General features: G+C 62.5%; 23 protein-coding genes and 1 tRNA gene. 15 read left to right on the top strand and 9 right to left on the bottom strand.

The genetic code is table 11. The annotated features are described in order from the left end of the window. Positions 1-14 precede the first annotated feature (14 nt). The 4 genes from serS to FJ978_RS21470 all read left to right on the top strand — a co-directional run bounded on the left by serS (position 15) and on the right by FJ978_RS21470 (position 4,524). Positions 15-1,319 carry a serine--tRNA ligase gene (gene serS / locus FJ978_RS21485; RefSeq protein WP_140573790.1) on the top strand — a complete coding sequence of 435 codons (1,305 nt, stop codon included), beginning with the start codon at positions 15-17 and terminating at the stop codon, positions 1,317-1,319. Further along, positions 1,319-2,077, top strand: a complete 759-nt coding sequence (gene surE / locus FJ978_RS21480; RefSeq protein WP_013895106.1) for a 5'/3'-nucleotidase SurE — start codon at positions 1,319-1,321, stop codon at positions 2,075-2,077. Before serS ends, surE begins: the two co-directional genes overlap by 1 nt. Continuing rightward, positions 2,074-2,733: a protein-L-isoaspartate(D-aspartate) O-methyltransferase gene (locus FJ978_RS21475; RefSeq protein WP_013895107.1), complete on the top strand. Its 660-nt coding sequence runs from the start codon at positions 2,074-2,076 to the stop codon at positions 2,731-2,733. The genes surE and FJ978_RS21475 overlap by 4 nt, the downstream gene beginning before the upstream one ends. Positions 2,734-2,991: 258 nt before the next feature. Then, positions 2,992-4,524 carry a peptidoglycan DD-metalloendopeptidase family protein gene (locus tag FJ978_RS21470; RefSeq protein ID WP_041164198.1) on the top strand — a complete coding sequence of 511 codons (1,533 nt, stop codon included), beginning with the start codon at positions 2,992-2,994 and terminating at the stop codon, positions 4,522-4,524. 114 nt (positions 4,525-4,638) lie between these two features. Here the strand turns inward: FJ978_RS21470 and FJ978_RS21465 are convergent, their stop codons facing one another. Beyond that, positions 4,639-5,529 carry an NAD-dependent epimerase/dehydratase family protein gene (locus FJ978_RS21465; protein ID WP_140573788.1) on the bottom strand — a complete coding sequence of 297 codons (891 nt, stop codon included), beginning with the start codon at positions 5,527-5,529 and terminating at the stop codon, positions 4,639-4,641. 113 nt (positions 5,530-5,642) lie between these two features. Between FJ978_RS21465 and FJ978_RS21460 the strand changes: the two genes are divergently transcribed. Then, positions 5,643-6,458: an AraC family transcriptional regulator gene (locus FJ978_RS21460; RefSeq protein WP_140573787.1), complete on the top strand. Its 816-nt coding sequence runs from the start codon at positions 5,643-5,645 to the stop codon at positions 6,456-6,458. Positions 6,459-6,495: 37 nt separating this feature from the next. Here the strand turns inward: FJ978_RS21460 and FJ978_RS21455 are convergent, their stop codons facing one another. After that, entirely contained in the window at positions 6,496-7,416 is a 921-nt protein-coding gene (locus FJ978_RS21455; protein WP_140573786.1) for an ATP-binding protein, read from the bottom strand. A 271-nt stretch (positions 7,417-7,687) separates the two neighbouring features. On the opposite strand from FJ978_RS21455, the gene yajC reads away from it, so the two are divergent. From yajC to FJ978_RS21425, 6 genes are all read left to right on the top strand, one after another. Beyond that, positions 7,688-8,029, top strand: a complete 342-nt coding sequence (gene yajC, locus FJ978_RS21450) for a preprotein translocase subunit YajC (RefSeq protein ID WP_010909882.1) — start codon at positions 7,688-7,690, stop codon at positions 8,027-8,029. Between the two features lie 51 nt (positions 8,030-8,080). Beyond that, on the top strand, positions 8,081-10,630 hold the full coding sequence (secDF, locus tag FJ978_RS21445; RefSeq protein WP_140573784.1) for a protein translocase subunit SecDF: 2,550 nt from the start codon (positions 8,081-8,083) through the stop codon (positions 10,628-10,630). 25 nt (positions 10,631-10,655) lie between these two features. Then, on the top strand, positions 10,656-11,051 hold the full coding sequence (locus FJ978_RS21440; RefSeq protein ID WP_032928014.1) for an Mth938-like domain-containing protein: 396 nt from the start codon (positions 10,656-10,658) through the stop codon (positions 11,049-11,051). Position 11,052: 1 nt separating this feature from the next. Continuing rightward, a complete protein-coding gene (locus tag FJ978_RS21435; RefSeq protein WP_181176740.1) occupies positions 11,053-11,901 on the top strand; it encodes a phytoene/squalene synthase family protein in 849 nt (282 codons plus the stop codon). An 83-nt stretch (positions 11,902-11,984) separates the two neighbouring features. After that, the gene (locus FJ978_RS21430; protein ID WP_140573782.1) at positions 11,985-12,419 is read left to right on the top strand and encodes a hypothetical protein; all 435 of its coding nucleotides are present in this window, start codon (positions 11,985-11,987) and stop codon (positions 12,417-12,419) included. Beyond that, on the top strand, positions 12,419-13,369 hold the full coding sequence (locus FJ978_RS21425; protein WP_181176739.1) for a sterol desaturase family protein: 951 nt from the start codon (positions 12,419-12,421) through the stop codon (positions 13,367-13,369). The genes FJ978_RS21430 and FJ978_RS21425 overlap by 1 nt, the downstream gene beginning before the upstream one ends. 2 nt (positions 13,370-13,371) lie before the next feature. Here the strand turns inward: FJ978_RS21425 and FJ978_RS21420 are convergent, their stop codons facing one another. From FJ978_RS21420 to FJ978_RS21400, 5 genes are all read right to left on the bottom strand, one after another. Continuing rightward, entirely contained in the window at positions 13,372-13,701 is a 330-nt protein-coding gene (locus FJ978_RS21420; RefSeq protein ID WP_140573948.1) for a type II toxin-antitoxin system RelE/ParE family toxin, read from the bottom strand. Beyond that, entirely contained in the window at positions 13,676-13,978 is a 303-nt protein-coding gene (locus FJ978_RS21415) for a type II toxin-antitoxin system ParD family antitoxin (protein WP_140573778.1), read from the bottom strand. Before FJ978_RS21415 ends, FJ978_RS21420 begins: the two co-directional genes overlap by 26 nt. A 70-nt stretch (positions 13,979-14,048) precedes the next feature. Next, the gene (trmFO, locus tag FJ978_RS21410) at positions 14,049-15,458 is read right to left on the bottom strand and encodes a methylenetetrahydrofolate--tRNA-(uracil(54)-C(5))-methyltransferase (FADH(2)-oxidizing) TrmFO (RefSeq protein WP_140573776.1); all 1,410 of its coding nucleotides are present in this window, start codon (positions 15,456-15,458) and stop codon (positions 14,049-14,051) included. A 394-nt stretch (positions 15,459-15,852) separates the two neighbouring features. Beyond that, entirely contained in the window at positions 15,853-15,993 is a 141-nt protein-coding gene (locus FJ978_RS21405; RefSeq protein WP_013895120.1) for a DUF1127 domain-containing protein, read from the bottom strand. Positions 15,994-16,042: 49 nt separating this feature from the next. Next, positions 16,043-16,183, bottom strand: a complete 141-nt coding sequence (locus tag FJ978_RS21400) for a DUF1127 domain-containing protein (RefSeq protein ID WP_013531315.1) — start codon at positions 16,181-16,183, stop codon at positions 16,043-16,045. 237 nt (positions 16,184-16,420) lie between these two features. On the opposite strand from FJ978_RS21400, the gene FJ978_RS21395 reads away from it, so the two are divergent. After that, positions 16,421-17,539 (top strand): DUF2157 domain-containing protein, encoded by a 1,119-nt coding sequence (locus FJ978_RS21395; protein ID WP_140573774.1) that lies wholly within the window; start codon positions 16,421-16,423, stop codon positions 17,537-17,539. Beyond that, positions 17,536-18,120, top strand: coding sequence for a GDYXXLXY domain-containing protein (locus tag FJ978_RS21390; RefSeq protein ID WP_140573772.1), 585 nt, complete (start codon positions 17,536-17,538; stop codon positions 18,118-18,120). Before FJ978_RS21395 ends, FJ978_RS21390 begins: the two co-directional genes overlap by 4 nt. A gap of 49 nt (positions 18,121-18,169) precedes the next feature. Here the strand turns inward: FJ978_RS21390 and FJ978_RS21385 are convergent. Next, positions 18,170-18,254, bottom strand: a tRNA-Leu gene (locus tag FJ978_RS21385). Positions 18,255-18,616: 362 nt separating this feature from the next. On the opposite strand from FJ978_RS21385, the gene tig reads away from it, so the two are divergent. Continuing rightward, positions 18,617-20,110 (top strand): trigger factor, encoded by a 1,494-nt coding sequence (gene tig / locus FJ978_RS21380; RefSeq protein ID WP_140573770.1) that lies wholly within the window; start codon positions 18,617-18,619, stop codon positions 20,108-20,110. 156 nt (positions 20,111-20,266) lie between these two features. Then, positions 20,267-20,788 carry a hypothetical protein gene (locus FJ978_RS21375; RefSeq protein WP_140573768.1) on the top strand — a complete coding sequence of 174 codons (522 nt, stop codon included), beginning with the start codon at positions 20,267-20,269 and terminating at the stop codon, positions 20,786-20,788. Positions 20,789-20,835: 47 nt separating this feature from the next. Here FJ978_RS21375 and FJ978_RS21370 read toward each other — a convergent pair whose 3' ends face one another. Then, on the bottom strand, positions 20,836-21,516 hold the full coding sequence (locus FJ978_RS21370; RefSeq protein WP_140573766.1) for a GntR family transcriptional regulator: 681 nt from the start codon (positions 21,514-21,516) through the stop codon (positions 20,836-20,838). Between the last annotated feature and the right edge of the window lie 71 nt (positions 21,517-21,587).

The raw sequence follows: 21,587 nt of genomic DNA, 5'->3' as shown, positions 1-21,587 counted from the left end.
AGGACGGATAAACCATGCTTGACATCAAATGGATTCGCGACAACCCGAAGGCCCTTGTCGAGGCGCTGGTCAAGCGCTCGTGGTCGGCGGCTGAGGCGCAGTCCACGGTTGATGAATTGATCGCCATGGACGAGGCGCGGCGCGAGCATGTAACCGAGCTGCAGGCCAGTCAGGAGCGCCGCAACGCCGCCTCGAAGGAGATCGGCAACGCCATGCGTTCGGGCGATGCGGCCCTTGCGGAAAGGCTGAAAGCCGAAGTCGGCGAGATCAAGACCTTCATCCAGAATGGCGAGGCGCGCGAGCGCGAACTCGACAAGGCGCTGAACGACGCGCTTGCCGTGCTGCCCAATGTGCCGTTCGACGACGTGCCGGTCGGCAAGGACGAGCACGACAATGTGGTCAAGCATATCGTCGGCGAAGTGCCGACGCGCCGGAACTGGGTGAAGGAGCATTTCGAGATCGGCGAAGCGCTCGGCATGATGGATTTCGAGCGCGCGGCAAAACTGTCGGGCTCACGCTTCACCGTCCTGAAGAGCGGTCTGGCACGGATGGAGCGCGCGATCGGCCAGTTCATGCTCGACTTGCACACCAACGAGCACGGCTATGAGGAAATCATTCCGCCGCTGATGGTGCGCGACGAGGTACTGTTCGGCACCAACCAGTTGCCGAAGTTCGAGGAGGATCTGTTCTTCGCGCAGCACGGGGAGGGCCGGCTTGGCCTGATCCCCACCGCCGAAGTGCCGCTCACCAATCTGGTGCGCGAGGAAATCACCGCGCATGAAAAGCTGCCGCTGCGCTATACCGCGCTGACGCCGTGCTTCCGCTCGGAAGCAGGGTCGGCCGGGCGCGACACACGCGGCATGCTGCGCCAGCACCAGTTCTACAAGGTCGAGCTGGTCTCGATCACCGATCAGGAATCGTCGCTCGCCGAGCATGAGCGGATGACGCAATGCGCCGAGGAAGTGCTGAAGCGGCTCGGCCTGCCGTTCCGGACCATGGTGCTGTGCACCGGCGACATGGGTTTTGGCGCACGCAAGACCTATGACATCGAGGTCTGGCTGCCCGGTCAGAACGCCTATCGCGAAATCTCGTCCTGCTCTGTCTGCGGCGATTTCCAGGCGCGCCGCATGGACGCTCGCTACAAGGACAAGGACGGCAAGGGCAACCGCTTCGTCCATACGCTGAACGGTTCGGGCACCGCCGTCGGCCGCGCTCTCATAGCTGTCATCGAAAACTACCAGAATGAGGATGGCAGCGTAACCATTCCTGAAGTGCTGCGGCCTTACATGGGCGGTCTGGAAAAGATCGAATCGAAATAATGCGCATTCTTCTGACCAATGACGACGGCATCCATGCCGAGGGCCTGGCGTCGCTCGAGCGCGTTGCCCGCACGCTCTCCGACGATGTCTGGGTAGTGGCGCCGGAGCAGGACCAGTCCGGCTATGCGCATTCGCTCTCGATCTCGGAGCCGCTGCGGCTGCGCAAGATCGGCGAGAAGCATTTTGCCGTGCGCGGTACGCCGACAGACTGCGTCATCATGGGCGTGAAGAAGATCCTGCCCGGCGCACCCGACCTGATCCTGTCGGGCATCAATTCGGGCGCCAACATCGCAGACGACGTGACCTATTCAGGAACCGTCGCAGGCGCCATGGAAGGCGCGCTGCTCGGCATCCGCTCGATCGCGCTCAGCCAGGGCTACAGCACAGTCGGCGAGGATCGCGTGGTTCCCTATGAGACCACCGAGGCGCTGGCGCCGGCGCTGCTGAAGAAGCTTGTCGCGACGCCGCTGCCCGATGGCGTGCTGCTCAACGTCAATTTTCCGAACTGCCTTCCCGAGGAAGTCGCAGGCACCGTGGTCACCTCGCAGGGCAAGCTCGTGCACAGCCTTTGGGTCGACGAGCGGCGTGACGGGCGCGGCCTGCCTTACTATTGGCTGCGCTTCGGCCGCGAACCGGTCGAGGGCAAGCAAGGCACCGATCTCTACGCACTGCGCAATCGTCTGGTGTCGGTGACGCCGTTGCAGCTCGACCTCACCGCGCATGAGATCCGTGACCAATTGAGCAAGGCGCTTGCATGAACCAGGGCTTTCCAATCGACGATCGCGAAGGATTTGCGGCTTTCCTTTTGCGCCTGCGCGGCAGGGGAACCGTGCCAAAGGCGCTGATCGCGGCTTTCGAGGCAACGCCGCGGCGTGGCTTCCTGGCGGCACAGTTTCATCAGATCGCCTGGTCGGACCGCATGCTGCCGATCGAATGCGGCGAGGCGATCGAAGGGGCGGACATGCAGGCGGCGGTGATCGCCGCACTCGCCATCGAAGCGGGAAACCGCGTGCTCGAGATCGGAACCGGCTCTGCCTATACCGCTGCGGTGATGTCGCGTCTGGCGGCGCGGGTCGTCACCGTCGACCGCTACAAGACGCTTGTCGAACAGGCCAGGCAGCGTTTCGAGGCGCTCGGCATCGGCAATGTCATTGTCCGGCAGGCCGACGGCTCCGGCGGTTTGCCCAACGAAGGGCCATTCGACCGCATCGTTGCCTGGGCCGCCTTCGACAGCCTGCCGCGCTTCCTGCTCGATCAGCTATCGAGCGGCGGCATCGTCATCGCACCGATCGGGCCGGAGGAGGGCGAGCAGGTGCTGGCCAAGCTGACCAAGGTCGGCAGCCGTTTCGAGCGCGAGGATATCGGCCTGGTGCGCTTGCAGCCGATCTTGCGCAGCGTCGCCGCGGTGATCTAGGCGCATGAGATTCAGGTGAGGCCGGCCTGCAAATGGCTGATGTCTGCGCTTCCAGCGCTCGCGTACTGAAGTACGCTCCGCTCCGGTTCTCGGTATCAACCATTTTCGACTCGGCTTGACCTGAATCTCAAAGCGCCTCCGGCGCACTCGAAAATGTTTTAAGAAAATTTTCGTCGGATTCTAATGGGTTAACCGACCAGTAACATTAACGCGCTTTAATCCTGTCCAGTTGGTTCAGCGTTTGTGCGGGTTAGTGCGATGCAATTCAGTGTTTTGAAGGCAAATAGTCGCAATCTGGCGCGGGGCTGCGCTGTTCTCATGATTGCAGGCGCGGCAGCAGGGTGCAGTTCCCAGGCTTCGCGGTTCAACAGTGTCGATGACGTTTTCACCTCTTCGACCAACAATCAGCGCGCCATCATCAACAAGCAGGATGCCGTACAGCCCTATCCGGGCGACGTCTCGGCCGCTCCGCTCGATGGCAGCCATACGCAGTCGGTGAGCCGCTCCAGCCTCGATCCGGTCTCCAGCCGGCCGTTGCCACCGCCCGCCACAGCCCAGGCCCAGCCAGAGCCGGCACTCGCGCCTGCCGCCAATCCGGTGCGTGTCGCATCGGCGCCGGCCATGGTCCGGCCGGCTCCTCATGTCGACAGGACGACAACCGGCACCGTCGCGCCGGCCGCGAAGCCGTTCAAGGAAGCGCAACCCGATGCGCCGAAGGTGGCGGAGGCGGGCAGGCCGCACGCGACCGAAATCGTCGTCAGGGACGGTGAGACCATTTCCGGCCTGGCAGCGCATTACAAGGTGCCGGCCGATGTCATCATGAAGGTGAATGGCCTCAGCCCGACCAAGGGGCTGAAGAGCGGCCAGAAGATCGTCATCCCGGCCTATGCCTATTCGAGCAAGGCCGAGCCGAAGGTCGCCGACGCAAAGCCGGCGAAGGACGGGAAGCATAACCTGCCGGCCACCGCGCCGGACAAGGTCGCAGTGCTGCCGCAGCAGCCGAAGCTCAAAGAAGGCAAGACTGCCGCTCAGGTCGATACGTCGGCCGCCGCAAGCCAGCCCAAGGAGCCCAAACCAACGCAGGTGGCCAAGGCAACCAGTGCGGCTGGCACCTATACGGTCCAGTCGGGTGACACGATGTCGTCGATTGCCAGGAAGACCGGTGTCGGCGTCGTTGCGCTGAAGCAGGCCAACGGCATGAAGGATGGCTTGCTCAAGATCGGCCAGACCTTGAAGGTGCCGGCCGGCGGAACCGCGACTGTCGCCAGCGTCAAGCCGGCGAAGGTCGATCCGGTGACGACGGCAACGACGCAGCCTGCGGCAAAGACAACGCCGTCGGAAACGCTGGCATCCTACACGCCGCCGAAGAAGGATGCGAAGGTCATCCAGCAGGCCGAGGACGACGACGCGGTGGCGCCGGATGCCACGGGTATCGGCAAGATGCGTTGGCCGGTGCGCGGCCGGGTGATCTCTGGTTTCGGATCCGGCAAGGACGGCGTCGACATCGCCGTGCCCTCGGGCACGCCGATCAAGGCGGCCGAGAACGGCGTCGTCATCTACGCCGGCGACGGCCTCAAGGAATTCGGCAACACGGTGCTGGTGCGCCACGAGAATGGCCTCGTCACCGTCTACGGCCACGCCAGTTCGATCGAGGTGCAGCGCGGCCAGAAGGTCAAGCGCGGACAGGAAATTGCGCTGTCTGGCATGAGCGGTACGACGGATTCGCCGAAGCTGCACTTCGAGGTGCGCAAGAACTCGGCCCCGGTCGATCCCTCGACCTATCTCGAATAGAAGAAAAAAAGCGATTTTGCGGGCCGTCTGACCTCCAGTCCAGCCCGCCGGCTCAGCCCGCTCCGCAAGGAGCGGGCTTTTTCAGTTGCTGCCCAACACCTATTCCCTCAAGGCTCAAAGATGATCACGCAGCGTGTCGGCGATCATCGTCTCAAGGCTGCTCGCCTTCACGCCGAGAAGCGTCTCGGCGTCGGAGAAATCGACCAGCAACGGGCTTTCGAAGAGGTAGCTCATCTCGATGAGTTCATGCATGCCCAACGCTTCCATCTCGGGGATCGAATAGGAACGTGTGTCCACAATATTCCGGCGGAGCATCGCCGCGGTTTTATGGATGAGCTCCCGGGGTGAGGCGTGTTGGGAGGGAACATGAAATACCCGGTCCCATTCACCCGTATAGCGGGAAGCCGCGACGAGCGTCTTGGCGACGTCCTTGGTGAACGTCCAGGCATGGGTTGCGTCGAGGTCACCGATGAAAGCGGTAGGTTTTTCCTCGATTATTGAGGGCAGGGCGAGGAGTGAGAAATAGCTGATCGCGCCATGTCCCAGATAGTCGCTGGACCGCACCTCGATTGCTGGTACATCGGCACGAACCGACCGCTGCCACATGATCGTCCTGACGGTTCCTTTCCTGGAAGTCGGATCCAGGGACAGGTCGGAGCGAAGCGGGCTGTCGGCATTTTGCCCATAGCCGTAAAGGTTGCCGAGCACGACCAGCTTCGCACCGACCGTTTCCGCGGCGCGCACGGTACCGTCGATGATCGGGAAAAAGTCGGTCGGCCACCGATGATAGGTGGCCATGGCACACATGAAGATGGCATCGGCGTTTCGGCCGATACGCGATAGTTCCGCGGCATCGGTGGCGTCGGACTGCACGGTGCGGACGTTTTGCAGCGCGTTCGAACCGACACTTCGGCTCGTCAAGACAACATCATGTCCCTCTTCGCCCAGAAGGCGCGCGGTCTCGCGACCAACCGGGCCTGCTCCGACAACAACATAGAAACTCATGGCATAACCTCTCATCCAAGTTTGATGGAGAGGCGTAGGTACATAGCCACGGCATTGAAAATCGCGCGGGAATTGCCAAGTCTTGGACAGGTTTTGCCATGAATCGAGAACGCATGCATTTGCAAGTCGCTCCGGCCCCGTCAGACGTAACAATGGCGTCCCGGCATGTGGAAGCGGGTGTCCATCGTCTGGCCCGGGCGCCACACCATCGCATCATGGTGCATGCAAGTGCCGCGACGCGCTCCTACTGCAGTGAGGTTCGACGATATTTCGTCAGGCGCGCCGGCGATATCGACCTGGTGCCTGCCGGACAGGAGGGCGGATTCGAGGCTGAGACCCCGTTCGGCACGATCGAGATCGCGTTGCAGCCAGCCTTGCTGGAAAGGGTGGCGGCGGAACTTGGGGGTAAGGTGCAGGCATTGCGGCTCGATACGCGCCATCTGCTTCGTGACCAGCGCATCGAACACCTCGCTCGGGCGCTCGAGAGCGATCTCAATGCGAAGTCGCCGAGCGGGTCGTTGTTTGCCGATAGCATCGGCGCAGCGCTCGCGGTGAGGCTGCTTGGCCTCGGTGAACCTGATGTCGGTCGAACGAACCGGTTGTCGGATACCCAACTCAAGCGCGTGCTTGACCATATCGAGGCTGCTCTCCACGAGCCCCTTTCGATCTATCGACTAAGCCGGGTTGCCGGCGCGAGCAGCTCGCACTTGCGGACATGGTTCAAGGTGGCGACGGGCTTCACCCTGCATCGCTATGTGTTGCGACGTCGCGTCGAACGTGCGCGCGTTCTGCTGCAGCGAGGCGATCTCAGCACAAGCGAGGTGGCGGAATTGACGGGCTTCGCACACCAGTCACACCTGGCGCATTGGATGCGCCGCGAGATTGGTCAAACGCCGCGCGACTTGCGACGGGCGCTGCCGCCCAAATGACCGTGTCGCTGGATCGCGTCGGCGACGCGATCAAGCGTCAATCCTTCAGCGGTTTGCCGAGCCGACCGGCCAGGTCCTGCGTGAACTGCCAGGCGACGCGGCCCGAGCGGCTGCCGCGGGTCGTTGCCCATTCCAGCGCCTCGGCGCGCAACTGCTCGGGGTCGACGTCGAGGCCGTGATGGCTGGCATAGCCGTTGATCATGTCGAGATATTCGTCCTGCGAGCATTTGTGGAAGCCGAGCCACAGGCCGAACCGATCGGACAGCGAAACCTTTTCCTCGACCGCCTCGGACGGGTTGATGGCGGTCGAGCGCTCATTGTCGATCATGTCGCGCGGCAACAGATGGCGACGGTTCGAGGTGGCGTAGAAGATGACGTTGGCCGGGCGGCCTTCGACGCCGCCTTCGAGCGCTGCCTTCAGCGACTTGTAGGACGTGTCGTCATGGTCGAAGGACAGATCATCGCAAAACAGGATGAAGCGGAAGGGAGCCGCCTTCAGCAAGCCCATCAGCTTCGGCAGCGTGTCGATGTCCTCGCGGTGGATCTCGATCAGCTTCAGTGGCAGGTCGGACCTGGACTGGTCGGACTTGGATTGGTCGGACTTGGATTGGTTGGATTTGGCTTTGGCATTGATTTCCGCATGCACGGCCTTGACCAGCGACGATTTGCCCATGCCGCGCGCGCCCCACAAGAGCACGTTGTTGGCAGGGTGGCCGGCGGCGAAGCGCTCGGTGTTGTCGACCAGGATGTCGCGGACGCGGTCGACGCCGCGGATCAGGCCGATGTCGACGCGGTTGACCTTGCGCACCGGCTCCAGATAGCCGGGATCGGCCTGCCAGACGAAGCAGTCGGCTTCGCCGAGGTCGGTTTGAGGCACCGGCGGCGGGGCGAGGCGGCTGACGGCCTCGATCAGGCTGTCGAGTTTCTTGTTGAGGGCGTCGATGCTGCTGTCGGTCATTTCAGGTCTTTTGCTTCGTTTCCTGGGGCAGGTGGGAGGGATCTTTTCGAATCCGTCGGGTTCGAAACCGGTTCCAACCTTTTGTTCGAGCGTGATCTTTTCGGAAAACCGGCTCGCGCTTTTCGCGATCATGCTCTAACACGGCTCAACAGGCCGGAAAAGCAGCCGATTTGCCGGGCCGCGCAGTTGCATTGACAACTTTACCGACTATATTCCGGCCAAATTTCAAGGGGGCCGTTCGCGGCCGTTTTCAAAATTCAGGAGTACCTCGATGTTCGTGACACCGGCATACGCCCAAGGCATCGGCGGCGCCTCTCCCGATATGTTCATCAGCATTTTGCCGTTTGTCCTGATTTTCGTGATCATGTATTTTCTGATCATCCGCCCGCAGCGCACGCAGCTGAAGAAGCGCGGCGAGATGCTGGCGGCGGTCCGTCGCGGCGACACGGTCGTCACGGGCGGCGGTTTCGTCGGCAAGGTGACGAAGGTGATCGACGACAATGAGCTCGAGATCGACCTCGGCGGCGGCACCAAGGTGACAGCGCTGCGCTCGACGATCGCCGATGTGCGCGTCAAGGGCGAGCCGGTGGCCAACCAGAACGCCAAGAAATAACCCAATTCCAGGCGGAGCGATCCGCGGACACGCTCTGACGGACGACGCCATATGCTGTATTTTTCGCGCTTCAAGATGATCCTGATCTGGGTGGCCGTGGCCATCACAGTGATCCTCGCCGCGCCCAATCTGTTCCCTGCCAGCACGCTGGCCCAACTTCCGAGCTGGGTTCCGAAGCGGCAGATGACGCTCGGCCTCGATTTGCAGGGCGGCTCGCACATCCTGCTGGAGATGAACCAGAACGACCTGATCAAGGATCGGCTGGAGACGACGCGCGACGAAATCCGCACACTGCTGCGTGATGCCAAGATCGGCTATACCGGTCTTGCCGGCAACGGGCGGACCTTGCAGGTACGCATCACCGATCCCGCCCAGCTCGATGCCGCCAAGAAGGCCTTGAAAACCTTGACCGACCCGGTCGCCGCCGGCCTGTTCACCGGCGGCTCCATCCAGGAAATGTCCCTGGATGAATCCGAGCCCGGCCTGCTCAAGTTCACGGTGACCGACGCCGGCATCAAATACCGCACGTCGACCGCATTGGCACAGTCGATCGAGGTGGTCGAGCGCCGCGTCAACGAGCTCGGCACCACCGAACCTATCGTACAGCGGCAGGGCGACGACCGCATCCTTGTCCAAGTGCCTGGCCTGCAGGATCCGCAGCGGCTGAAGGAAATCCTCGGCCAGACCGCGAAGCTGACCTTCCAGATGGTCGACCAGTCCATGCCGGTGCAGGACGCCCTCAAGGGGCGCCCGCCCGCGGGCTCGTCAGTGCTCTATTCCCAGGACGATCCGCCGGTTCCGTATCTGATCGAGAACCGCGTCATCGTATCGGGCGAAAACCTCGTCGACGCGCAGGCGACCTACAATTCGCAGAACAACGAGCCGGTGGTTTCATTCCGCTTCGATTCGAAGGGTGCGGCTCGGTTCGGCCAGGCGACCGCGCAGAATGTCGGCAAGCTGTTCGCCATCATCCTCGACAACCAGGTGATTTCGGCGCCGCAGATCCGCGAGCCGATCCTCGGCGGCACCGGCCAGATATCCGGCAATTTCACCGCGCAGAGCGCCAACGACCTAGCCGTGCTGCTGCGCGCCGGCGCGCTGCCGGCGACACTGACGGTGATCGAGGAACGCACGGTGGGTCCGGGCCTTGGCCAGGATTCGATCCACGCCGGCAAGGTCGCCGGCATCATCGGCTCGATCCTCGTCGTTGCCTTCATGTTCGTCGCCTATGGCTTCCTCGGCTTCCTGGCCAATATCGCGCTTGCCGTGCACGTGGCGATGATCGTCGGCGTGCTCTCCTTGCTCGGCGCGACACTGACCTTGCCCGGCATTGCCGGTATCGTGCTGACCATCGGCATGGCGGTCGATTCCAACGTGCTGATCTACGAACGCATCCGCGAGGAACGACGTGCCGGCCGCTCCGTGATTCAGGCGATCGACACCGGTTTCACCAAGGCGCTGGCGACGATCGTCGATTCCAACGTCACCTCGCTGATCGCCACCGTGGTGCTGTTCTATCTCGGCACCGGCCCGGTGAAGGGCTTTGCCATCACCTATGCCATCGGCATTCTGACCACGGTCTTCACCGCCTTCACCTTCACGCGTCTGCTGGTGTCGATCTGGCTGCGTCGGGCTCGCCCGAAGGAGTTGCCGAAGGCACCGGTGACTTTCGTTCCGCCCGGCACGAAAATCCCGTTCATGGGCATCCGCCGTTGGACGTTCGCGCTGTCGAGCACCTTGTCGATACTGTCGGTGGTGCTGTTCATGAGCGTCGGCATCAATTACGGCATCGATTTCAAGGGCGGCTCGCTGATCGAGGTGCAATCCAAGTCCGGCAATGCCGATCTCGCCGACATCCGCGGCAGACTAACGGAACTCAACATCGGCGAAGTGCAGGTGCAGCAGTTCGGTGCTCCGAACGACGTGCTGATCCGCGTCGGCACGCAAGATGCCGGTGAGAATGCCGAGCAGACGGTGATCGACAAGGTCCGCGGCGAGTTGCAGGACCAGTATGATTTCCGCCGCGTCGAGGTGGTGGGGCCGACGGTTTCCGGCGAATTGGCCAAGCAAGGCACCATCGCCATGATCGTCGCGCTGGTCGGCATCCTTGTCTATGTCTGGTTCCGTTTCGAATGGCAGTTCGCGGTTGGCGCCATCGTCGCGACGGTGCACGACGTGGTCATGACGCTCGGCTTCTTCGTCATCACCGGGCTGGAGTTCAACCAGTCATCGCTGGCCGCGATCCTGACCATCATCGGCTACTCGCTGAACGACACGATCGTCGTCTATGATCGTGTTCGAGAGGACCTGCGAAAATACAAGCGAATGCCGTTGCCGCAGCTGCTGAACAACGCCATCAACGAAACGCTGTCGAGAACGACGCTGACCTCCGTCACGACCAGCTTGGCGCTGCTGGCGCTGGTGCTGTTCGGCGGCGAAGTCATCCGCTCCTTCACGCTGGCGATGTTGTTCGGCGTTGTCTTCGGCACCTATTCGTCGATCTTCATCGCGGCGCCGCTGCTGATCCTGTTCAAGCTGCGGCCGCAGGCTTCGGCTGACGAGGAGAAGCCGGTCAACGGCGGCAAGGCGGTCGCGACCTGACGCGCGGCGCTGAAGGGGTGACAAAGTGGTGACCGGCAAAGGCATCGTCATCCGCGAGGCGCATTTCCCTGGTCGCGCGCCGATCGAGGCCTACGGCAATGGCGGCTTCCGCTTTGCCGACATGTCGCATCGCGGCTCGCTCCTGTGCCTGCCGTCAGGAATCCATGGCTGGGAGCCGGCAGACCCCTCGGCACTGACCGTGGCGGATTTCGACAGGCTGCTGGCCGAGGCGGACAAGGTCGAGATCCTGCTGGTCGGCATGGGCAGGGATTTGAGGCCATTGCCGGCGGCGCTGCGGGCGGCGCTGAAGAATGCAGGCATAGCCTCCGATCCGATGTCGACGGGCGCTGCCGTGCGGACCTACAACGTGCTCCTGGCCGAGGACCGCGCCGTGGCCGCCGCGCTTATCGCCGTCGACTGACATGTCCCGGAACACCGAGATCGTCATGGACACGGTGCGCGCCGCCGACCACGACCGCTACCTGACCGCGCTCTATGCGCCGGCCGACAAGCGCGACGCGCTGTTCTCGCTCTATGCCTTCAATGCCGAAATTGCCGGCATCCGTGATCGCATCCACGAGCCGCTGCCCGGCGAGGTGCGGCTGCAATGGTGGCGCGATGTGATAGCCGCCGGCGGCGAGGCGGGCGCGGGCCATCCGGTTGCCGAAGCCTTGAATGCCACCATCGCCGCGCTAAGATTGCCGAAACTTGCCTTCGAAAACATGCTCGAAGCCCGCATCTTCGATCTCTACGACGATCCGATGCCGTCGCGCACCGATCTGGAAGGCTATTGCGGCGAGACGGCAGCGGCACTCATCCAGCTTGCGGCGATGGTGCTCGATCCGGTCGAGGCGCCAAGGTTCGCCGAACTGGCGGGCAGGGCAGGCTGTGCCCAGGCAATGACCGGCCTGTTGCTTCTGCTGCCGCTGCACCGCAAGCGAGGGCAGTGTTTTGTCCCCGCCGACATCCTGGCGGCGGCGGGCTCATCGCCGGAGGAATTCGTTGCCGGCGATGGCGGACCTGGTGCGCAGCGCGCCATGGCGGCGATGATGGCGCTGGCGCGCGAGCATCTTTCCGCCTTCGAGCAGGACGCCGCAGCGCTGCCGGCGTCCTTGCGCCCGGTATTCCTGCCGCTGGCGCTGTCGCGTGCCTATCTCGGCAAGATGGAACGGTCGCGCCAATCACCGCTCGATGGCGTCGTACGGCTATCCGCCTTGCGCCGGCATTGGCTGCTGCTGCGTCGTGCAAGCAAGGGCTGGCCGGCACTTTGACGTAAACGTCAACCGTGTTAAGGATTCGACCGAGCTGAGAACTGTCGCCGAAGACGACGGGCCGGCCCGGAGGAAATCCATCCATGAGCTTGCCCGTGCTGGTCGTCCTTGTCGTGTTCGGCATTGCGCTGTCGGTCGCTGCCGTGCATTTCACCGGCGGCAGCAGGACGGCAATGCTTGCCGGCGCAGATCAGGCATTGAGCCGTTTCGGCGAGGATTTTCCCGACGAAGTGGCCGCGAAAGTCCACCTGACGGCGGATGCCAGGACGGCATTCCTGGATATCGGGCACGGGCGCATCGGCATCGTGCACAGCGTCGGCGACTGCTTTTTGACCCGCATCGTCACGGCTGCGGACGTATCCGTGTCCAATTCCGACGAGACGAACACAATTCTGATGCGCCTGGCGGACTTTACCTGGAAGGGCGGCAGCTTCCGCTTTGCCCGTGCCGGCGATGCTCAAGCCTTGCTGAATGCTCTCAGCGCGCACCAATCAAATTCCACCGCGGAGGCTGCTTGATGGACGACTACAATTTTCCGCAAGTCACCCAGCTGGCGATTCCGTTCTTCGTCGCCGCCATCCTGATCGAGCTTTGGCTGGTGCGCACAGGCCGCGCCAAGGGCTCGTTCGAGACGCGCGACACGCTGACCAGCCTGATGATGGGCACCGGCAATGTTGTTGCCGGACTGCTGCTTGGCGTCGTCTCCTACTGGGCGCTGCTGTGGCTGTGGCAGTTCCGCGTCTTCAACCTCGGCCTGTCGGTCTGGGTGTTCCTGGCCGCCTTCCTGCTCGATGATCTGCGCTACTACGTCTATCGCCGCATCGCGCACCGGGTGCGCTGGGTGTGGGCCGAGCACGTCAACCATCACTCCAGCCAGCATTACAATTTGTCGACGGCGCTCAGGCAAAGCTGGACCGGCCTGTTCACCTTCATGTTCGTGCTGCAGGCGCCGCTGGTGCTGCTCGGCTTCCATCCGGCGGTGATTGCCTTCACCTTCGGCTTCAATCTGGTCTGGCAGTTCTGGATCCACACAGAGACCATCGGCAAGATGTGGGGCTGGTTCGAATTCGTCTTCAACACGCCTTCGCACCACCGCGTCCACCACGCCACCAATCCGCGCTATCTCGACGCCAACTATGCCGGCACGCTGATCATCTGGGACCGCATGTTCGGCACTTTCGTCGAAGAGTTGGAGGAGGACCGGCCGCGCTACGGCATCGTCAAGAATCTCGGCACCTTCAACCCGCTGAAAGTGGCTTTTCACGAGTGGATCGGCATGTTCAGGGACGCTTTTGCGCCAGGTCTTTCGATTGGCGATCGCATCAACTATCTGATCAAGCCGCCGGGCTGGAGCCATGACGGTTCGCGCGAGACTTCGGAGAGCCTGAAGGCGGCCTATGTCAGGCGAAACCCAGGCGAGGCGGGGAAGCCGGGGCTGCCGGTGGCGGCAGGGGAGCCGGCCGAGTAGCGCTACGAAGGCTCGCGCGAACCACCATCGCGCATCAGTGCTTCGTAGTCACGGCCGCCGTAGAAGATGTTGACGATGCGGACGAAATTGTCATTAGCGACATAGACGATGGCGGCGGAATGTTCGAAGGGGACAGCTCGTAGCCCCGGCATGATGTCGTCGCGGGGGCGACCCCCGCGAGGGGCGTTACCGATGCCCTGGCAGCGATTTTTGATCCGATCGACAAAACGGTTGGCGATGGTTTCGCTTCCGCTGCTATCGAAGATGTAGACAGCAATCGCTTCGAGATCGGCAATCGCCTCTTCGCTAAGAACGACGGCGAGACGCTGTATCACCGGTGTCTCGCGCGAGTTGCGAAATGCGGCTCTTTACTCTTTCAATTGCATTTTCGAGTGGAACGGCGGGCCTCGTATCCTCGATCGACGCCTTCACCCGCGCCCGGATCGACGCCATCCGTTCGGCGTGCTCTTCCTCTTCGCGCTGGAAGGCGCGCAGCGCCGCGCGGATCACTTCGCTCGCGGAGCCGAAGGAACCATCCTCGACTTTCTCGCGGATCATGCGCGCCATTGCGGGCGTGACGGTGACAGACAGTTTCTCGGCGGATTCCATAGAACGGCTCCCATCAATCAGGAGTAGTATATTATCCTACTTCTTGCGTGAGTCCAATCCGAAAGGCTCGTTATTCGGCGGCCTGCGCCTGTGCCGGCAAGCCCAGCCACTCCCTGCAATCGGCCAGCGCGCGCGAGGTAATAGCGTGGCGCTTGGCAACGGTCTTGTCCTTGCCGCGCAGGCGTTTGCCTTCGATCTTCGCCGCTTCGACCGGCGGAAACAGGCCGAAATTGACGTTCATCGGCTGGAATGAGCGCTTGCCCGGCTCATCGTCGGAAACGATGTGGCCGCCGGTGATGTGGTTGAGCAGGGCGCCGAACGCTGTCGTCAGCGGCGGCAGCGACGGCTGCTGGCCGAGCCGCTCGGCGGCGGCGAAGCGGCCGGCGAGCAGACCGATCGCAGCGCTCTCGACATAACCTTCGCAGCCGGTGATCTGGCCGGCGAAGCGCAGGCCAGGCCGCGACTTCAGCTGCAGCGAGGCGTCGAGCAGGGTCGGCGAATTGATGTAGGTGTTGCGGTGCAAGCCGCCGAGGCGGGCAAAATCGGCGTTTTCCAGGCCCGGAATGGTGCGGAAGACGCGCACCTGCTCGGCATGCTTGAGCTTGGTCTGGAAGCCGACCATGTTGTAGAGCGTGCCCAGCGCATTATCCTGGCGAAGCTGCACCACGGCATAGGCCTTCACCGTCGGATTGTGGGCATTGGTGAGGCCCATCGGCTTCATCGGGCCGTAGCGCAGCGTTTCGACGCCACGCTCGGCCATGATCTCGATCGGCAGGCAGCCATCGAAATAGGGCGTGCCTTCCCATTGCTTGAACTCGGTCTTCTGGCCGTCGACCAGCGCTTGCACGAAGGCGAGGTACTGGTCCTTGTCCATCGGACAGTTGATGTAGTCCTTGCCGGTGCCGCCCGGGCCGACCTTGTCGTAGCGCGACTGGAACCAGCAAATGTCCATGTCGATCGTGTCGAAATGGATGATCGGCGCAATGGCGTCGAAGAAGGCGAGCGCATCGGCGCCGGTCACTTCCGCGATCGACTGGGCAAGCGACGGCGCGGTCAGCGGGCCCGTGGCGATGATTGCCTGGTCCCAATCCGCCGGCGGCAGGCCCGGCACTTCCTCGCGCTGGATGGTGATCAGCGGGTGCGCTTCGAGCTTTTTCGTCACCGCGTCGGAAAAACCGTCGCGGTCGACGGCCAGCGCGCCGCCTGCCGGCACCTGGTTGGCGTCGCCGGCGCCCATGATCAGCGAACCGGCCAGCCGCATCTCGGCATGCAGCAGGCCGACGGCGTTGTTCTCGGCATCGTCGGAGCGGAAGGAATTGGAACAGACGAGTTCGGCCAGCCCATCGGTCTTGTGCGCGTCAGTGCCGCGGACGGGCCGCATTTCATGCAGGATGACCGGTACGCCGGCTTGCGCCGCCTGCCATGCGGCTTCGGAACCGGCGAGACCGCCGCCGATGATATGGATGGGATTTTTGCTCATGAGCGCCGGAATAATCGCTTGGTGCGGCGATTGCAATTGCCGTGCTTGGTGTTGGGCAAACCGCAGAAGGGCGAAACCAGGCGCTGAATACAACAACACCCGCCGGGGGAGGAGGTCCGGCGGGTGTCGTTTTGAGGGTCGACCCTCGGGAGGAGGTGAAGATCGACCGTATTCGTCATTGCCGGGGAGGAGGTCGGCTTTGACGAAATCTCTTTTGCTATCTTTTGAAAGGGGCAAAACCCTTTGGAGCAAATTCATTTTGCTCCGGGGAAACAACGCCCGCCGCGGGAGGAGGTGCGGCGGGCGTCGTTTTGGTGGTCAACCCTCGGGAGGAGGATAAGGGCTGACCGTTCGCTGGAGGTCGGGGAGGAGGTCGACCCCAGCGAAATTCCTGTTAGATCGCGCGGCGGGCGACGATCTTGATTTCGTCGCGGACGATACCGAGATCATGCAGCTGGCGGTTCGAAAGGCGACCCAGCTCGGTAACCGTCTCGCGATAAACGCGCCAGTTACGATAGTTGCGGATCAGGTTCATTGTCGTTCTCTTTTTCAAAACTGGTTCGGACCATTCGCGGTCCGAAGAATTAGACCGCCTTGCGGGCGACGTAGGGAATGTCGCTGCGGCTGATGCCGAGGTCGGTCAGTTCACGGTTGCTCAGGCGGCTCAGCTCGGACACGGTGTCCCTGTAGCGGCGCCAGTTGCGGTAATTGCGGATCAAGTTCATGGTAGTTCTCGTTTCGTCTTTCTTGCGGATCATTCCGTTTGTGTACGAACCATAAATAGGGGGACCCATATCGATTTAAAAGCGCTATGGCTGCATGGCAGCAATGCAAATTGTGCAATGCAACATTAACGCGCCTTCACGGACCTGACACAAAGAAGCCAGAATCAGAAAGTGCCGCTGGGTCAAAGGTTTGACCGGGCCGGCTGAAAAAAAGACCAAACTTGGGGGAGAAGCGGGATGGCGGGCTATTCGTCACGAGTAAGGTCGGATATCGCGCGGTGGCGGCAGGCGGGCCTGATCGACGCGGCGACAGCCGATACGCTAACGCGTGATGTCGAGGCCAACGAGCGCAATTCGCTCAGTTTCGGTTCGATCCTGGCAATGATGGCCGCCTTGCTGTTCGGCGCCGCCATCCTGATCTTTGTCGCCGCCAACTGGGACGCGATCCCGCGGCTGGCGCGGGTTGTAGCCCTTTTCGCCATCATCCTTGGCGGTTATGTCGGCGGCGCCGTGCTGAAGACGCGCGACCATGCGGCAATCGGCGAGGCCCTGTGGATCGTGGCCGCCGCCGCTTTCGGCGGTTCGATCGCGCTGATCGGCCAAATGTATCATCTCTCGGGCGACGAGGCTTCCGCCCTGATCACTTGGGGCGCCGGCACGGCGCTGGCTGCGGTGGTATTGCGGTCGAACCCGCTGACGGTCGCCGCGGTCGGCATCGCCGATGCCTGGCTGTTCCTGAGAGGGTTCGACTATTTCTATCGCAATGAATTTCCGCACGCCTTCGTCATCATGGCAGCCGTGCTGTTTGCCGTCTCGTTCTGGACCCGCAGCCAGCCGGCACGCCATTTGATCGTCCTGTCGCTGCTCTTCTATCTCGTGCTGTTGGCGATGAACCACGCGACGCTGCCGGTGGCGATCCCGCTGGCCGTTGTCTCTGCGGTGCTTTTCGCGGCTGCCGTGTTCGCACCGGAGCCGGTCGACAGGATCGTCCAGCTTGGCGGCCGCTTGCCCTTGCACGCACTGCTCGGCTTCCTCACCGGCCTGGCAATCATCCAGTTCGAACTGGCCGACGAGAGCACGTACAACAGCGGCTTTGCCATCGCTTCCGTCATCGCGCTAGCCGGCATCGTCGCGGCGATCGTGCTGGCAGGACGGGAGAGCCGCGGTCTGCGCTGGCTTGCCTATCTCGGCTTCGCCTTCGAACTCGCCATCATCTATGTGGTGACCTTGCAGTCGATGCTCGACACGGCAGGCTTCTTCCTTGCCGCCGCCGTACTGCTCGGCATCCTCGCGGTGGTCATCATCCGTGTCGAAAAACGCATGAAGGGTCCAGTCACCAAGGGAGCGACGGCATGATGACCGGAAAGCGGCTGATCATTTCGGCGCTGGTGCTGGTGCTCGTCCAGATAGGGTTCCTGAGCTGGATCATCGCCGGCCGGGCGGCGATCCTGCGCAACGGCAAGGACGTGCTGTTGAAGATCGAACCCGTCGATCCGCGCGACCTGCTGCGCGGCGACTATATTATCCTCGGCTACGAGATTTCGCGCATCCCGGTGAAAATGATCGCCAACATCCCGGCTGGCAAATTCTCCAGCGACGATACGCCGATCGTGGTCCGCCTGAAGAAGGGGGCCGACGGCTACTGGACGCCAACCACCGCCTGGTTTGGCAAGGCGCCGACGCCCGCCGGCACCGACGAAGCGGATATATCAGGGCATGTCGCCGAGGGCTGGGATCTTCGCGGGGAGAGCGCGACGATCGCACCGGACTACGGCATCGAGCGCTTCTACCTGCCCGAAGGCGAGGGGATGGCGATCCAGAACGACATGCGGGTGCGCCCCTTCGGGATCAGGCTTGCCCTTGCCAGCGACGGCAAGGCGCAGATCAAGGCGCTGGTCGATGGCGACAAGACGCTGTTCGAGGAGCCGCTGTATTAGTGATAGAGCCTCAGGTGGCCTGCCACCCGAAGCTCGTCAGAGCGAAGGGTGGTGCGGATGAAGGGACTCGAACCCCCACGCCTTTCGGCACTGGAACCTAAATCCAGGGCGTCTACCAGTTCCGCCACATCCGCATGATCCGGCAATCCCATGTAGCCATCATTCTGTCAATGTCAGGGGCGAAATGTTGGGTCAGGACCAAAAATGTTGGTTATCGGCCGAAATGCGAAGACTGTTGAAAATTAGCCTCGCGTGTGACAAAAGGCGTGTCAAATGTGACGGGACGCGACGATCCGCTTCTACAGAATGTGATAAGAAGTAGGAAAAACAAGAACTTATTCACATTTTGGAACGCAGTTTGGGAGAGTTTGAGCCGTATTTCCGGTCAAACCGCCAGGTTCCGTACCAAAAGCCATTCCCGGCAAGACTATACCGGCAGGCTGTGAACGGCAGGGAGCCGTTTGGCAGCCTCATTGGTGAAAACAAAGGTTTTACGATGCAGGTCACCGAAACACTCAACTCCGGTCTCAAGCGCGAGATCAAGATCACCGTGCCGGCCGGTGACATGGAAGCCAAGCTGATGGCGCGGCTGTCGGACGCCCGCAACAAGGTCCGCATCAACGGCTTCCGGCCGGGCAAGGTGCCGGTGCAGCACCTGCGCAAGGTCTATGGCAAGTCGTTCATGGCCGAAGTGGTCAACGAGATCCTCAACGATTCGACACGGTCGATCATCACGGGCCGCGGCGAGAAGGCAGCCATGCAGCCCGAGGTCATCATGACCGAGGACGAGAAGGAGGCCGAGAAGATCCTGGCCGGTGGTGCCGACTTCGAATTCCGCCTCAACTACGAGGTCATTCCGGCGATCGAGATCAAGGATTTCTCCGACATCAAGGTAACGCGTCAGGTGTACGACGTGCCTGAAACCGAGATCGACGAGCAGGTCAAGCGGGTCGCCGAATCGGCACGCAGCTACGAGCCGAAGACCGGCAAGGCCGCCGAGGGCGACCGCGTGAGCATCGACTATGTCGGCAAGATCGACGGCGAGGCCTTTGCCGGCGGCGCAGGCAACGATCAGCCGCTGGTGCTGGGCTCCAAGGAATTCATTCCCGGCTTCGAGGATCAGCTCATCGGCAGCAAGGCCGGCGACGAAAAGCAGGTCACCGTGACCTTCCCCGAAAACTACCAGGCGGCGCATCTGGCAGGCAAGGAAGCCACCTTCGACGTCACCGTCAAGGAAGTGTCGAAGCCCGGCGAACTCGAAATCAACGACGAGACCGCCAAGAACCTTGGCCTGGAGTCGCTGGAGCGCCTGCGTGAGATCGTGCGCGGCCAGATCGAGAACCAGTTCGGTTCGATGACGCGCCAGAAGGTCAAGCGCCAGTTGCTCGACCAACTCGACGCGGCCTATTCGTTCGAGGCACCGTCGAAGCTCGTCGAGGCCGAGTTCAACAACATCTGGGCGCAGGTCAACCGCGATCTGGAAGCGGCCGGCCGCACCTTCGCCGACGAAGAGACGACCGAGGAAGAGGCTCGCGCCGAATATATGCGCCTTGCCGAGCGCCGCGTGCGCCTTGGCCTGGTGCTGGCCGAGATCGGCGAGAAGGCTGGCGTCACCGTGTCGGACGAAGAGCTGCAGCGCGGCCTGTTCGAGCAGGTTCGCCGCTTCCCGGCCAACCAGCAGCAGGAAGCCTTCGAGTTCTACCGCAACAATCCCGAGGCGCTGAATGCGCTGCGGGCGCCGATGTTCGAGGAGAAGGTCGTCGACCACCTGCTCGGCCAGATCTCGGTCACCGACGTCAAGGTCAGCAAGGAAGAGCTGATGGCCGACGACGAGGAAGCGGAAACCACGACCAAGGCCAAGCCGGCCAAGAAAGCCGCAGCCAAGAAGGCCGACGACAAGAAGGCCGATGCCAAGTCTGGCGATGAGGCCGAAGAGCCGAAGAAGAAGGCTGCGCCTAAGAAGAAGGCGGCCGCCAAGGACGCCGAATAAGTCTCGGCACTCGATGGAATTGACGAAGGCCGCCCCCGAGGCGGCCTTTTTCGTTGCGAAACTGCAACAGGCGGCCGGCTTCTCAGGCCGTGGCACTTGGCGATACCAAGCGTTGATCACTATCTGCGCTTCTGCTGCAAATTCCTGGAGGGGGCGTTGAGCCTATTCTTCGAAACGGGGCGTGCTGTCGCCCTGACGCTCGTCCTGGCCTTCGCCTGCAATCTTGCCCCCGCCGACGCGATTGCCGGCGACTGGCGCTTCGGCACGGCTGACGATGGGCTTGTCACGGCTTCGCTCCATGCCACCAACAAGCTGATCACCGGCGGTGGCGCCTTGAGCTACAGTCCGGTCCTGACCATTGCCTGCCGGGCAGGCGGCGAACCGCGCTGGACCGAATGGCTGCAATTGAACGACGCGGTTTCGGCCAGCCGCAAGATCACGATGTCGGTTGCCGTCGACGGCGACAAGTTCGACGAGAGTTGGTCGGTCGGATCGCGCGGCAGGATGCTGGTGCTTGACGGCGCCGATGCGATCAAGCGGCTCGTTTCCGCAAGCCGGCTGTCGCTTTCCTGGCGGTTCGGACTGTTGTCAGGGCGCGGCCAGGCGGATTTCGACCTTGCGGGGTTTGAAGAGGCGGTCGAGCAGATCGCCGGGAACTGCCATATCGATCCGCCGTGACTATCGTCCTCGACCTTGGGGCGAAAGCCCGAGCAGGCTTCGCAGTCCTATTTCAGCAGGCCGACCAGGACGTCGAAGGCCGCGTCGATGTCGGCGCGGATCGCCTGGCGGACGGCTTCGACATCGCGGTTGCGCAAGGCCGCGAACATCTCCTGGTGGTGCTCGTTGGCGGTCGAGTAGTTTCCGGAATCATGCAGCATGTTGAAATAGGGGCTGATCTGCAGCCACAGGTTCTCGATGATGTTGAGGATGTTCTCGGACCCCGCCGCCCGGTAGATGGAGAAATGAAAGGCATAGTTGGCGCGCAGATAGGATTTGACGTCTCCCGCCGCGTTGGCCTGTTCGAGCGCATTGAGGTGCAGGCTGAGCTGGGCGATGCCCCGGTCATCCATGCGCTCGGCCGCCCACGCGGCGGCGATCGCTTCGATCTCGAAGCGGACATTCCTGAGATCGATGAGGCGTGCGCGGCTGAGTGCGGGAATTCCGATCGAGCGGCCTGAAACAACCATCAAGGCGTTGGCCGCCGTCAGCCGCCGCAAGGCCTCCCTGACCGGCATCGGACTGACCCCGAAGGCGTCGGCCAGGCTTTGCACGGTCACCATCTCGCCAGGCACGATGCTGCCGTCGAGGATCAATTCGGTGACATGGCGATAGACCCTGTCCTGCAGGGTTTCCCTGGACAGGGGCACGATCTCGACACCAGGCTTCCTGAACGCCGCTCCGGCCATCTCCCCATCAACCTTTCCGCGCAAGGCCGCGCCACAACCCGTTCCCGGAATGCAGGGTTCCGGCAGCGGCG

It is taken from the genome of Mesorhizobium sp. B1-1-7, from assembly GCF_006442705.1.
GTDB lineage: Bacteria > Pseudomonadota > Alphaproteobacteria > Rhizobiales > Rhizobiaceae > Mesorhizobium > Mesorhizobium opportunistum.
Note: the sequence above shows the minus strand (reverse complement) of the source record. Positions and strands in the feature narration are given on the sequence as shown.